We start from the raw sequence: 13,501 nt of genomic DNA, 5'->3' as shown, positions 1-13,501 counted from the left end.
AGCACGGCCGTGTTGTCGCCACATCTGTCAAGCGATGGTGAGTCCGTAGCGCCACTACGGCGTGTGGAGAGTCGGGATAACGATGCAGGGGCGCACGGTCGGATCGCCGAGGACCATCACCGGTAAGCAGGGCCATTTCGGCGCCGGCCGCGCCGACGTGATCGCCGCGCAGCCCATGCTGGGCCGCGCTCACGGCAGCCGCCCGGCGCTGTTCCGCTCGTTGCTCACCGTATCGATGATCGCCGGCGGTATCAGTGCGGCGCTGATCGGATCGGGCATCGACCTCGCCAAGGTCGGCTTGTCTCCGGCAGTATCCACCGCCGAGGCGGCGACCGAGCTGCCGATGCCGCGCCCGCGCATCCACACCGTTGCCCTCGCTACCCCGCTGGAGCAGACGCCGCTGCGCGCAGCCGCCAGCTTCGCCCCGGTGCACGACCTCGACACCGAACTCGGCTCCAACACGGTCGACCGCGTGTCGTACGACTTCCTGCTGTCCGAGAGCGCCGTCGGCGATCCGAACGACATCCTCGAATTCGGCCCGATGAAGATCCGGCGCCACCTCGTGCAGACGATCGTCCGGGCGGCCCAGGCCGTCCAGACCGATCCGGTGCTCCTGATGGCGGTGGCCGACAAGGAATCCAGCTTCGTCACGGCGGTCCAGGCCAAGACCTCCTCGGCGACCGGCCTCTATCAGTTCATCGAGCGGACTTGGCTCGGCGTGGTGCGTGACTTCGGCGCCAAGTACGGGCTGGAGAAGGAAGCCGCGCTGATCACGTCTGACGCCAACGATCGGCCGGTGATCACCGATTCGGCCGAACGCGCTCGGGTGTTGGAACTGCGCCGCGACCCGTATCTCTCGGCCCTGATGGCCGGCGAGATGCTGAAGCGCGATGCGGGTCGCATCGCTCTGCGCATCGGCCGCGATCTGACTCTCGGCGAGATCTACCTCGCCCACTTCCTCGGACGGGACGATGCCGAGGAATTCCTCGCCAACGTCGTGAACAAGCCAGCCGCCGCTGCGGCAGCCCTGCTCCCCGGTCCGGCTCGGGCCAACCGCTCGATCTTCTTCGCCGCAGGACGCTTTGTCGGGCGCGGCCGTCACCGCAAGCCCATGAGCCTGTCGGTGGCACAGGTCCACGAGAAGTTCGAGGCGATGATGAGTACCCGCGGAACGCGCTATCAGAACGTCCGCGAAGTGTCCGGAATCATGGCTTACGCGGACGCCGAGGCCGGCCTCGCCACGCAATAACGGCTCGGTGATGCCGAGCGTATTCCGAGAGCCCGGCGCAACCAGCGACGGGTTGCCGACTTTCCTCCTCGGGAGCCGCGTCTTCCGGCGGCGCGAAAGTCGACTTCGGGGGAAGTCCTTGAAAAAGCACCAGACGAGCGCACCCCTGCCGCTCACCGATACGCTGTCGCCCGGTATTCCGCTCGATCAGATCGGTCAGACACTGGCGTCATTCTACGATAATCTCGTGTCCGAGGGACTGCCGGAACATCTCGCCTCGCTGGTCCGGCGCGTCCGGCAGAGCGAGGGCGAGGCCGCGGCTCAGAGCGAGCCGAGCGCCGCGGCGGCCGGAACCGAGCCTCCGCGCCTCGCCCTCGTCGTGGAGGACGATCCCGAGATCCGGGCCCTGGCCGAGACCCTGCTGGAAGAGACGGAACTCGACGTTGTCGGATGCGACAGCGCCGAGGCGGCTCTGTCGGTTCTGCAGGCGCGCGGCGGCGACGTTGCGTTTGTCTTCGCCGATGTCCGGCTGGCCGGCCAGATGGATGGCCTTCAGCTCGCCCGCGCGGTGGCGACCCTGTGGCCTCGGGCACGGCTGGTGGTGACCTCTGGCCATGGGCTGCCGCGCCCCGATCTGCCAGCTGAAGCGGTGTTCATCGCCAAGCCGTGGCGCCCCTTCGACGTGCTTGTCGAGGCCGAGCGCGCTGCGGCGGATCCGGCACCGCCGGTGGTCTGAGCCGGTCTGCCACCTTTCCCTCCCACTGTCATCGTTCCAGACCTGCGCAGGATCGCCCGGAATCCGGAACCGCAGCGCACGTCCAGCAAGGCTCAAGGTGGCGAGCCGGACAGAAGCGAGCGGCGTGTCCGGCCCACGCGTCTGCAGGAGCTGCGCGCCGGTGGGCCCGACCCTTGCATCCCTGATGATCGCGTCGGCGCGAGCCCGGAGCCTGCACACTTGCCGATCCTCTCCGTCCGCCACCGAACGGTCTACCGGTACCGGCGTCCGGTCGCCTTCGGCGAGCACCGGATCATGTTCCGGCCGCGCGACAGCTACGATCAGCGTCTGATCGCGGCGACCCTCGACATCGCGCCGGAACCGGCCTCGCTGCGCTGGCTGTTCGATGTGTTCGGCAACTGCGTGGCGGTGACGACTTTCGACACCCGCGCCGAGACCCTGACCTTCGCCTGCGGCATCACCCTCGACCATACCCCGGAACACGCACCGGTCTTCCCGCTCGCGCCGCACGCGACCCATTATCCGTTCGGTTATGGCGCCGAGGACATGCCGGACCTTGCCCGCTCCATCGAGCGTCAATGGCCCGACCCGCACCACGAGGTCGATGCCTGGGCGCGGAGTTTCCTGCCGCCGCAGGGACGCATCCCGACGCAGGAGCTACTGGCCGCTATGACCCGCAGCGTACGGGCGAACTTCACCTACCTCGCGCGCTCCGAGAAAGGCGTACAAGATCCCCTGACGACACTGCGGACGAAGCTCGGATCCTGTCGGGACTTCGCGGTGCTCATGATGGAGGGCGTGCGGGCGCTCGGCATGGCTGCCCGCTTCGTCTCCGGATACCTCTATAATCCCCGGAATGACCGCGCCCGTCATGTGGGCGGCGGCTCCACCCATGCGTGGTTGCAGGTCTATCTCCCGGGCGCGGGTTGGGTCGAATTCGACCCGACCAACGGCATCGTCGGCAATCGCGACCTGATCCGCGTGGCGGTGACGCGCGACCCCGCCCAGGCCGTGCCGCTGCACGGTTCCTTCTTCGGCCTCGGCAGCGACGATCTCGGCATGCGCGTCGATGTCGATGTGGTGGAGCTGACCGCCGACGGGGTGACTGCCCACAGCGCGCAGGGGCCGCCGACGCCCCCGGTGCGTTGAGTCCCGACGCCTCTTCGGACCCTCAACGAGCGTGCGTGGCGACTCCGCGCGGAAGGCGACAGAACAGGGTGGCCGCGATGAAGATCAGGACGGGTTTCGATATTGCCTTCACGCTGTCGCAGCCGACGCCGATGATCCTGATGTTGAACATCCATCCATCGCGTATCGAAGACCTGCTGAGCCCACATCAGATCAGTTTCGATCCTCCGCTTTCGGCACGCGAATACCGGGATGTCTTTGGCAACATCTGCCATCGGATCATCGCGCCACCCGGGCAGCTGACGGTCTCGGCGGATTTCACCGTTCGGGATTCGGGCCTGCCGGACCCGGTCGCGCCGGAGGCCCGCCAGATCCCGGTTCAGGACCTGCCGGACGACGTGCTCATCTTCCTCCTGGGCTCACGCTATTGCGACACCGACAAGCTCTCCCAGACGGCCTGGTCTCTGTTCGGCGGCACGCCGGAAGGATGGGCGCGGGTCCAAGCGATCGTCGATTACACGCATGAGCGGATCCGCTTTGACTACCAGCGCGCCGACGCCACCCGGAGCGCGCACGACGCCTTCATGCAGCGCGAGGGTGTGTGCCGCGACTTCGCGCATCTGGCGATCACCCTGTGCCGGTGCATGAACATCCCGGCGCGCTACGCCACCGGCTACCTCGGCGATATCGGCGTTCCGAAGGACCCGGCGCCGATGGACTTCTCCGCGTGGTTCGAAGTCTTCCTCGAAGGGCCCGACGGGCCGCGCTGGTACACGTTCGACGCCCGGCACAACCGGCCCCGCATCGGCCGGATCGTCATGGCCCGCGGCCGCGATGCCACCGATTGCGCGATCTCCACCAATTTCGGCTACGCCCACCTGGCCCGGTTCGATGTTCACACAGACGAGATTGCGTGAGCCGCTCGCGCCTTCGTGACCTTACGCACCGCACGGCCAAGCAGGCCGGCGTATTCCTCCGGACAGCAAATTCTGGGCGGGAGCGTGGAACTGCCTGCCTATGCTCACGCTTGTAATGGCAAAGGTTATTGCACAGGCAGGCCACTCATGAAGACCTCGGTCACCGCACTCGGCGCGCTTCTCGGCGTGGCTGTTCTTGCCGCGACGCCGGCCCTTGCCGCTTCGTCGTACGATCCCTTCGGTACGGACAATGCCGACGAGTACTACTCGGATCAGGGACAGTACGGTTACCAGGGCACTTACGCCCCGGGCTACGGCCAGGGTGTGCAGGCGGCGCCTCAGGCACAGGTGCAGCCGATTCCCCGTGAGGTCGTTGCGTTCAACGCCCCCTACGCGCCCGGCACCATCGTGGTCTCCACCGCCGAACGGCGCCTGTACTTCGTCCTCGGCAACGGTCAGGCGCTGCGCTACGGCGTCGGTGTCGGCCGCCCTGGTTTCAGCTGGAGCGGCACCAACAAGATCACCGCCAAGCGCGAATGGCCGTCGTGGACTCCCCCGAAGGCCATGATCGCCCGTCGTCCCGACCTGCCGCGCTACATGGCGGGTGGCATCGAGAATCCCCTCGGGGCCCGGGCCATGTATATCGGCAACACCGAGTACCGCATTCACGGCTCCAACGAGCCGGATACGATCGGTCAGGCGGTGTCGTCGGGCTGCATCCGCATGACAAACGACGACGTCACCGATCTGTACGAGCGGGTGAAGGTCGGCGCGAAGGTTGTCGTCCTGAACTGAGCTGAGGGCGCGGGGTCACCCGCGCCGGAGCCTGCATGGCTCGAGAGGGCCGCATCACCCCGGCGGGTGGGCGGCCCGTTGCTTCACGGGACGACGTGCCCGACAGCCGTCTGCGGCGGGCTGAACGAGGCGATCGGAAGGTCGCAGAAGCAGCGCACGCCGAGGGGCCGGGGCCCCGGCAGCGGACAGGAGAACGGCTTCGGGCCGGTGATGCCCTGCTGGATGGCATCGCAATTGTAGCCGACAGGTGCCCGCTGCGCCCGGAGTGGCACCGGCCGGTATCCGCCGTCGTATCCCGGATCGTCGTAGTATTGGGCCCGTGCCGCACCGCCCGGCATGATGACAGCGAGCGCCAGCGCGGCGACCGCCCCCCGGAAAGGTCCACGCAGGCCGGACCGGCCGAAAACAGTGAGGCGCATCCCTGAAACCTTCGCTCGGCGCGGAGCCAACGCGTCCGCCCGGCGGCTCTCGGCGGCAATACCGGCGAAAACGAGACGGCCCGCCCCGGAGACCGGAAGCGGGCCGCAGCGTGGTTGCTCAGTGCGGATCTTAGTGCGTCGCGCGCTCGGCGGCGTCCTGAGCGTTCTGAGCAGTCTGCTTGGCGGCGTCCTGACCCTGCTCCATGGCCTTGCGAGCCTCATCGGCGCCCTGCTGCATCGCCGACTTCGCGCGCTCGGCACCCTGCTGCATCGCGCTCTGCGCGAGGCCGCTGAACTCCTTGGCCTGAGCCTGGATGGCAGCGAACTGGCTGCGGACGAACTCGGCCTGATGCTGCATCGCCTCTTGTACGTCCTTGGCGCGCACCAGCTTCTGGGCGAGGTCGAACGCCGCGTTGACGTTCTGCTCGGCATATTCGAAGCCGCGCGAGGAGACGTCCAGCGCGTTCGAGCGGGCCAGCTCGGCCGAACCCTGCACGGTGTCGGCGGTGCGACGCGCCGCGCCGATGAAGCTGTCGAAGGCCTTGCGGGCCTGCTCGACACTCTTCTCGGCGAAGTCGCGCATCTCGGCCGGAACTTCATAGTTCGGGGGGTTGCTCATGCTTCGTCTCCTCTCTTGATTAGCCTGTGGATGGCGCTTTGTGCGGTGCACAATAACTGATTCGCCGCCATATGCCACCCGCGCCGATGGCGTTAAGGTTGACATAACGTAAACGTGTGACGGTTGCGCCGAGAGTCCAGCGCCGCGACGCGAGGGAGTTTACAATAGGGCTTCGGTCGCCAGTGTTTCTCGGGCAGAGCGGGCTCGCGGAGCGTACAGGTTTGCGTGTGGGTTCGAGGTCGCCGGCTTTGGAGACGACAGTGACACCGACGGCCAGTGCAGCCCAACCCGGGCTTGCGGCTGCCTTCGCGAATTGGGAGCGGCAGCCGGCGCTGTCCGCCGCGCTGGGCGCGCCCGACTCTCTGCATCTTGTGGTCGATCCGTCAGCGGGTCGGATCCTGTACGCGTCCGAGGCGGCAGCCCCTGTCGCCGAGGCGCTGGCCGGCCCCTCCCTCGGCCGCCTGATCCACCAGATCGTGACGGCTGCGGCGCGCGACGCCACCCCCCGCCTCGCACGCCTGCGTCTGGGTGTCCGTCGGATCGCGCCGCCCGTGCTGTGCTGGCTGGCTCGCGGCGAACAGGCCGACGGCCGGCCTGCGATCTTGGTTATCGGGACGGGGCCGGTGGCGACCGCCCGCTCCCGCCCTGTTCGCCACGCGGAGCGTCCTCCGGCGGAGTGCGTGCCATCGCAATCGGCGCCCGCCGCGCCTCTCCGGCGCGACGATCGCTTTCTGTGGCGGATCGATGCCACGGGGGTCCTGACCGACCTCACCGGGCCGGAGGCTCTCGTGGGGCTCGTGGGCCAGCGCTGGCAGGATCTGGCCGCGAGCGGGCGCCTGTCCGGCGCAGACGCCGTGCTGGCCGCCCTGCACGAAGGGCGCACCTTCCGCGGCGAACCGGCATTGCTCGATGGCGGCACCGGGCCATTCCGAGTTGATCTGTCCGGTGCCCCGCTGGGACGGGGCGACGCGGCATTTGCCGGTTTCGGCCTGATCCGGAGTATGCCGGCCAACACCAGCGTTTCGCTCGTGCCGGCAGAGCCGGCGCCGGAGGCGGCCACGGGGGCACGCGCAGATGCCGCGCACGCTACCGGCTCGCCGATGTCGGTCGAGGCCGATATGCAGGCCGCCGTCGATCCGGAACCCGTTGCGGCTCCGCTGTCGAACGACGAGCATGCCGCATTCCGCGAGATCGCCCGGGCGCTGGGCGCTCGCTACGCCGGCGACGAGGCCGAATCCGGATCTGGAACGCCGAAGATCGAGGGTGGCGCGGTGATGCCGTTCCCCACCCCGCAGACCAATCCGGCAGAGATACCGGCGGAACCCGACGATGCGGCGGTGGAGATCGCCGCGGCAAGCGCCGATCCGGAATCCCAGGCTGTGCCGCTTCCGGATTCTGAACTCCTCGCCGGCCTGCCGCTGCCCGTGCTCCTCCATCGTGACGGCACGATCGTCGCCGCGAACCGGGCCTTGCTCGACTTGAGCGGCCTCCCCGACCTGCCGAGCCTCGCGCGAACTGGACTTTCCCGCTTGCTTCCGGGTGTCACACCCACGGAGGCACGCGCTGCGCCGACACGCCGAACGACCGTCACGACAGCCGATGGCGCCGCGCGGCCGGTGGAAATCCTCGCGAGCGCCTCCGCTTGGGCCGGCATGCCCGCCACCTGTCTGGTCATCCGGCCTGTTGACGAGGCCGACGTCGTGGATGCGCTCACCGCCGAACGTCTCGCCCGAGCGGCCCAGATCGAGCGGACGGCCAGCGCCGAGGCGGCCCTGGACGCGATCGAGACCGGGGTCGTCACCGTCGACGGGGCTGGTCGCATCGTCGCGCTCAACCGTGCCGCGGCCGGCCTGTTCGGCTGCGATCCGCGCGAGATTGTCGGCAGCAGTTTCGTCAGCCTGTTCGATCGACAGAGCGTCCTGGCTGTCGCCGACGGCCTTCGCGGCGCGCCTCCTCGGCAGCGCACCGTCCTCCTTGCCGGCGAACCCGTGTCGCTCACCGTGGCGGCGGCTCAAGCTCAAGGTCGACACGTGGCCGTGCTCGCGCGCGTCGACCGCGAGGCCGTTGCGCCGAGCGCAGTCGACAGCCCGGCACATGAACCGGGTCGGCGCGGTGCGCTCGGACGACTCGACAGCGCCGTCCGTGAACCCCTTTCCGGGATGATCGATCTCGCCGCAGCGATGCTGAAGGAGCCTTTCGGCCCGCTCGGCGACGCGCGCTACCGGGGTTGCCTCGCCGAGATCAAAGCCTCGGGCGAGATGATGCTGGAGCGTGTTGGCAAGCTTCTGGACCTCGCAGCCGTCGAGGCCGGGGCTCTGCGCCTGGAACCGCAGGCCCTCGACCTCAACGACGTCGTCGCGGATTGCGTCGCCCGGCTCCAGGGTGAGGCGGCGCGGGGCCGCATCGTCATGCGGACGAGTTTTTCCGCCGACATCGGCGACCTGGAGGCCGACGAGCGCTCCGTCAGTCGTGCGGCGAGCCTCGTGATCGAGAACGCGATCCGGCGCTCGGCGGCCGGTAGCCAGATCATCGTGTCGACCGGTTCGGCCGAGCGGGCGGCGATCGCCCTGAGGGTGCGCGATACCGGTGCAGGGCATGTCCCGCGGGTGGAAGCTCCGAAGGGGGATGTCGAGGAGGGACTTGCGCTGCCGCGGGCACTGGTGGAGGCCAACGGCGGACGCCTCCAGTTCTCGGCACGTCCGGAAGACGGCACGCTTGTGGAGATCATCATGCCCACGCGACGTGCGGCGAATGGTTAGGGCTCCCGACCGTTCACGGCCGCGTGCCGCCTCTGGCCTGACGCATCGGACAAAGCGTCGGCGATCGATGCACCCGGTGAGCCGCTCCGTCGTTCCGGGGCGCCGCAGGCGCGCCCGAGAGGACAAGGCGAACTGGCCGCGATGTGCCGACACGGAACAGGCTTCGGACAGATTTCGGAGCGGCCGATAACCGTGCCCGGTGCGCAACGCTCAGCCGGCCCGGCCGGGGTGCGCGCCCCGGGGTCGGCGATAGTCGCAGGAGGCGGAAACAGAGGGCTGCGGGTGACAGGTCGCGCGGCCAGCCGCGCTTGACAGCGCAGCATCGAAGCCTCAATCAGCTCTTACATTGCGCCCAATCTATTCATGGGAATTGAGCTGCACAGGCCCGCGCAAAACTGCGATGATATCGTCATCGTAGATTGTCGGCTACGTTACTTTGGAAGTCCTGGCTGCGCGGCGGAGACCGCGATACGATCGGGCACCAAAACAGGGATGGAACGCCATGGAAGGCAAGCTGATTGAGGTTCAGTCCGCGTGGCGCGAGGGCGCGCATGTCGACGATGCCAAGTACCGGGAGATGTACGCGGCTTCGGTCGCCGATCCCACAGCGTTCTGGGCCGAGCACGGCAAGCGCATCGACTGGATGAAGCCGTTCTCCAAGGTGAAGAACACGAGCTTCGAGCCCGGGAAGGTCTCGATCAAGTGGTTCGAGGACGGCACGACCAACGTTGCTCATAACTGCATCGACCGCCATCTGGAGACCCGCGGCGATCAGACCGCGATCATCTGGGAGGGCGACAACCCCGCCGAGTCCAAGCTTATCAGCTACCGGGAGCTGCACGCGCAGGTCTGCCGGATGGCCAACGTCCTGCGCAACCGGGGCGTCGGCAAAGGCGATCGGGTCACGCTCTACATGCCCATGATTCCGGAGGCCGCCTACGCGATGCTCGCCTGCGCGCGGCTCGGGGCGATCCACGCCATCGTGTTCGGCGGTTTCTCGCCCGACTCGCTCGCCTCCCGCATTCAGGGCTGCGGCTCGAAGGTCGTGATCACCGCCGACGAGGGCCTGCGCGGTGGCCGCAAGGTGCCGCTGAAGGCCAATGTCGACGAGGCGATCAAGAGGCTCGACGCCGATCTCGTCGACCACGTGATCGTCGTGCGCCGCACGGGCGGCAGCGTCGCCATGGAGGCGGGCCGCGACGTCTACTACGACGAGGCCGCCGAGCAGGTGACCGACGAGTGCCCTGCCGTGGCGGTGGAGGCCGAGCACCCGCTCTTCATCCTCTACACCTCGGGATCGACCGGTCAGCCGAAAGGCGTGGTACACACCACGGGCGGCTACCTCGTCTACGCGTCGATGACGCACGAGTACGTCTTCGATTACCGCGAGGGCGACGTGTACTGGTGCACGGCCGATGTCGGCTGGGTCACCGGCCACAGCTACATCGTGTACGGGCCGCTCGCGAACGGCGCCACGACGCTGATGTTCGAGGGCATCCCGACCTACCCGTCGACCTCCCGCTTCTGGGAGGTGGTCGACAAGCACAAGGTCAACATCTTCTACACGGCGCCGACTGCCATCCGCTCCCTGATGGGCGGCGGCGAAGGCCCGGTGAAGAAGACTTCGCGGGCTTCGCTGCGCGTACTGGGCTCGGTCGGCGAGCCGATCAATCCGGAAGCCTGGGAGTGGTACTACAACGTGGTCGGCGATCAGCGCTGCTCGATCGTCGACACGTGGTGGCAGACCGAAACCGGCGGCATCCTGATCACCCCGCTGCCGGGCGCGACCGCGCTCAAGCCCGGCTCGGCGACCCGGCCGTTCTTCGGCGTGAAGCCCGAGATGGTCGACGCCGAGGGCAAGGTCCTGCAAGGCCCCTGCGAAGGCAACCTGTGCATCGCGGATTCCTGGCCGGGCCAGATGCGCACGGTCTACGGCGATCACGAGCGCTTCGAGCAGACCTACTTCTCGACCTATCCGGGCAAGTACTTCACCGGCGACGGCGCCCGGCGTGATGCCGACGGCTATTACTGGATCACCGGCCGGGTCGACGACGTCATCAACGTCTCGGGCCACCGCATGGGCACCGCCGAGGTCGAGTCGTCGCTGGTCGCGCACCCGAAGGTCGCCGAGGCGGCGGTGGTGGGCTACCCGCACAACGTGAAGGGCCAGGGCATCTACGCCTACGTCACCCTCAACGACGGCGAGGAGGGCGACGACGCCCTGCGCAAGGAGCTCGTGACCTGGGTTCGCAAGGATATCGGGCCGATCGCCTCCCCCGACCTGATCCAGTTCGCCCCGGGCCTGCCCAAGACCCGTTCGGGCAAGATCATGCGCCGGATCCTGCGTAAGATCGCCGAGGACGATTTCGGATCGCTCGGTGACACCTCGACGCTGGCCGAGCCGGCCGTGGTCGACGACCTGATCGAAAACCGGCAGAACCGACCGTGATCGCACCTGCGCCGCCGCGGCGGCGCAGGTCCGGACCGGGGCGGGCACCAAGGGGGGCGCCCGCCTCCAACAAGAACCACGAATTTCAACGCGACGAACCGGGGGGCCGAGAGCATGCCCTCGCGGGAGGAACAGCCATGAGCGGCACGACAGTCGGCCTTCGAGGGCGCACGGCGCCCCCGGGAACACGCCCACCCGGAACGGACGTCGATCCGCAGGTCGAGCGGATTGTCCGGACCCCCGAATTCCAGCATCTCGTCGGCGAGCGCACCCGGTTCGCCTGGATCCTGACGATCCTGATGCTCGTCGTCTATTTCGGCTTCATCGGCCTCATCGCCTTCGACAAGTCGCTGCTTGCCGTGAAGGTTGGCGGCACCGCCTCCCTGGGGCTGTTCGCGGGCGTGTTCGTGATCCTGTTCGCCTTCGCGCTCACCGGCATCTATGTGGCCCGCGCCAACACGCGCTTCGACGCGCTGAGCGACGCCCTCAAGCGGAGCGTCGCCCGATGAACCGCCTCCTCCTCGGTCTGACGCTCGCCACGATTGCGGCGGGCGCGGCCTACGCCGCCGGCCCGGATCTCGGCGCCGTGCAGCAATCGGCCACGAACTGGCCGGCCATCCTGATGTTCCTGTTCTTCGTGCTGCTGACGCTGGGCATCACCTACAAGGCGGCCAAGGGCACCAAGTCGGCCGCCGACTTCTACGCGGCGGGCGGCGGCATCTCGGCCGGAACGAACGCGCTGGCGATCGCCGGCGACTACATGTCGGCGGCCTCGTTCCTCGGTATCTCGGGACTCGTCTACACCTCCGGCTTCGACGGCTTGATCTACTCGACGGGCTTCCTGGTCGGCTGGCCGATCGTGCTGTTCCTGATCGCCGAGCGCCTGCGCAACCTCGGCAAGTTCACCTTCGCCGACGTGGCGAGCTTCCGCCTCGACCAGACCGCGATCCGCATCATCTCGGCGGTGGGCACCCTGGTGGTGGTGGCCTTCTACCTGATCGCCCAGATGGTCGGCGCGGGGAAGCTGATCCAGCTCCTGTTCGGACTGCCCTACCTCTACGCGGTGATCATCGTCGGCGTCCTGATGATCGTCTACGTCGCCTTCGGCGGCATGAAGGCGACCACCTGGGTGCAGGTGATCAAGGCCTGCCTGCTCTTGGGCGGCGCGACCTTCATGGCCGGCGCGGTGCTGCTGAAGTACGGCTTCAACCCGGAGGCTTTGTTCGCCAACGCCGTGCAGGTCCATCCGAAGGGCGACGCCATCATGGCTCCGGGCGGCCTCGTCTCGAACCCGGTGGAAGCGATCTCGCTCGGCGTCGGCCTGATGTTCGGCACCGCCGGCCTGCCGCACATCCTGATGCGGTTCTTCACGGTCTCGGATGCGCAGGCTGCGCGCAAGTCGGTGTTCTACGCCACCGGCCTGATCGGCTACTTCTACATCCTGACCTTCATCATCGGCTTCGGCGGCATCGCCCTGCTGATGTCGGATCCGAGCTACTTCAAGCTCGGCGCGGCCGGCACCTTCGACAAGCTGAAGGACATGATCGGCGGCACCAACATGGTGGCGGTGAACCTCGCCAATGCGGTGGGCGGCCCGTACTTCCTCGGGTTCATCTCCGCCGTGGCCTTCGCCACGATCCTGGCAGTGGTGGCCGGCCTGACGCTCGCGGGCGCCTCGGCCATCAGCCACGACCTCTACGCCCAGGTCATCGCCCGTGGGCGCACCACCGAGAAGCATGAGGTCAACCTGTCGAAGCTCTCGGCGGTGGTGATCGGCATCGTGGCGATCTATCTCGGCTACGTGTTCGAGAACCAGAACGTCGCCTTCATGGTGGGCCTCGCCTTTGCGGTGGCGGCGAGCTGCAACTTCCCGGTCCTCGCCATGTCGATCCTGTGGCGCGGTACCACAACCTGGGGTGCGCTGGCCGGCGGCCTCGTCGGACTTCTGGCGGCGGTCATCATGGTGGTGCTGTCGAAGGCCGTCTGGGTGTCGACGCTGGGCAACCCGGCGCCGCTTTTCCCCTACGACAATCCGGCGCTGTTCTCGATGCCGCTGGCCTTCGCGACGATCTGGGTCGTGTCCACGATGGACAAGTCCCGCAGGGCCCAGCGCGAGCGGGCGGCCTTCGAGGCGCAATATGTGCGCTCGGAAACCGGGATCGGGGCAGCGGGCGCGCACGCGCACTGATCCCAACACCGAAACACCGGACCGGCGGAGGGCGCGGCGAGAGCCGCGCCCTCTGTCGTTCCGGTGACAAGTCAGTATGCGCCCGTGTTGATGAGGCTCTTCACAATCGCTTTACCGGTTGACCGCCCGCGCCCTTGCGATAACGCATAGGTGATCTGCGCATCGCGCAGAGCCGCCCGGGGAACGGGCTGGTGAAGGGGCGATCCCGCTGTCGGGCCGCCCATAAGCGTCTGGGAGGACCTGTTTCATGGCTGTGGCAACCG

General features: G+C 67.9%; 11 protein-coding genes. 9 read left to right on the top strand and 2 right to left on the bottom strand.

Annotated features, from left to right (window positions below; genetic code table 11):
• The first annotated feature begins 82 nt into the window (after nt 1-82).
• From BLT59_RS23710 to BLT59_RS23690, 5 genes are all read left to right on the top strand, one after another.
• The gene (locus BLT59_RS23710; protein ID WP_091786502.1) at nt 83-1,249 is read left to right on the top strand and encodes a transglycosylase SLT domain-containing protein; all 1,167 of its coding nucleotides are present in this window, start codon (nt 83-85) and stop codon (nt 1,247-1,249) included.
• Between the two features lie 118 nt (nt 1,250-1,367).
• On the top strand, nt 1,368-1,964 hold the full coding sequence (locus BLT59_RS23705; RefSeq protein WP_091786499.1) for a response regulator: 597 nt from the start codon (nt 1,368-1,370) through the stop codon (nt 1,962-1,964).
• A 219-nt stretch (nt 1,965-2,183) separates the two neighbouring features.
• On the top strand, nt 2,184-3,113 hold the full coding sequence (locus BLT59_RS23700; protein WP_091786496.1) for a transglutaminase family protein: 930 nt from the start codon (nt 2,184-2,186) through the stop codon (nt 3,111-3,113).
• Nucleotides 3,114-3,190: 77 nt separating this feature from the next.
• Nucleotides 3,191-4,009, top strand: a complete 819-nt coding sequence (locus BLT59_RS23695) for a transglutaminase domain-containing protein (protein ID WP_091786600.1) — start codon at nt 3,191-3,193, stop codon at nt 4,007-4,009.
• A 147-nt stretch (nt 4,010-4,156) separates the two neighbouring features.
• On the top strand, nt 4,157-4,804 hold the full coding sequence (locus tag BLT59_RS23690; RefSeq protein ID WP_091786492.1) for a L,D-transpeptidase: 648 nt from the start codon (nt 4,157-4,159) through the stop codon (nt 4,802-4,804).
• Between the two features lie 83 nt (nt 4,805-4,887).
• Here the strand turns inward: BLT59_RS23690 and BLT59_RS23685 are convergent, their stop codons facing one another.
• Entirely contained in the window at nt 4,888-5,223 is a 336-nt protein-coding gene (locus BLT59_RS23685) for a hypothetical protein (RefSeq protein ID WP_175544112.1), read from the bottom strand.
• A gap of 130 nt (nt 5,224-5,353) precedes the next feature.
• A complete protein-coding gene (locus BLT59_RS23680; RefSeq protein ID WP_091786489.1) occupies nt 5,354-5,842 on the bottom strand; it encodes a phasin in 489 nt (162 codons plus the stop codon).
• Nucleotides 5,843-6,102: 260 nt separating this feature from the next.
• Between BLT59_RS23680 and BLT59_RS23675 the strand changes: the two genes are divergently transcribed.
• The 4 genes from BLT59_RS23675 to BLT59_RS23660 all read left to right on the top strand — a co-directional run bounded on the left by BLT59_RS23675 (nt 6,103) and on the right by BLT59_RS23660 (nt 13,238).
• Nucleotides 6,103-8,601, top strand: coding sequence for a PAS domain-containing protein (locus tag BLT59_RS23675; RefSeq protein WP_244514123.1), 2,499 nt, complete (start codon nt 6,103-6,105; stop codon nt 8,599-8,601).
• Nucleotides 8,602-9,103: 502 nt separating this feature from the next.
• Nucleotides 9,104-11,050: an acetate--CoA ligase gene (gene acs, locus BLT59_RS23670; protein WP_091786483.1), complete on the top strand. Its 1,947-nt coding sequence runs from the start codon at nt 9,104-9,106 to the stop codon at nt 11,048-11,050.
• Between the two features lie 137 nt (nt 11,051-11,187).
• Nucleotides 11,188-11,559 carry a DUF485 domain-containing protein gene (locus BLT59_RS23665; protein ID WP_091786480.1) on the top strand — a complete coding sequence of 124 codons (372 nt, stop codon included), beginning with the start codon at nt 11,188-11,190 and terminating at the stop codon, nt 11,557-11,559.
• The gene (locus tag BLT59_RS23660; protein WP_091786477.1) at nt 11,556-13,238 is read left to right on the top strand and encodes a cation acetate symporter; all 1,683 of its coding nucleotides are present in this window, start codon (nt 11,556-11,558) and stop codon (nt 13,236-13,238) included. Before BLT59_RS23665 ends, BLT59_RS23660 begins: the two co-directional genes overlap by 4 nt.
• Nucleotides 13,239-13,501 lie beyond the last annotated feature (263 nt).

Origin of the sequence: Methylobacterium sp. UNC378MF, from assembly GCF_900103195.1 — a bacterium.
Taxonomy (GTDB): domain Bacteria; phylum Pseudomonadota; class Alphaproteobacteria; order Rhizobiales; family Beijerinckiaceae; genus Methylobacterium.
Note: the sequence above shows the minus strand (reverse complement) of the source record. Positions and strands in the feature narration are given on the sequence as shown.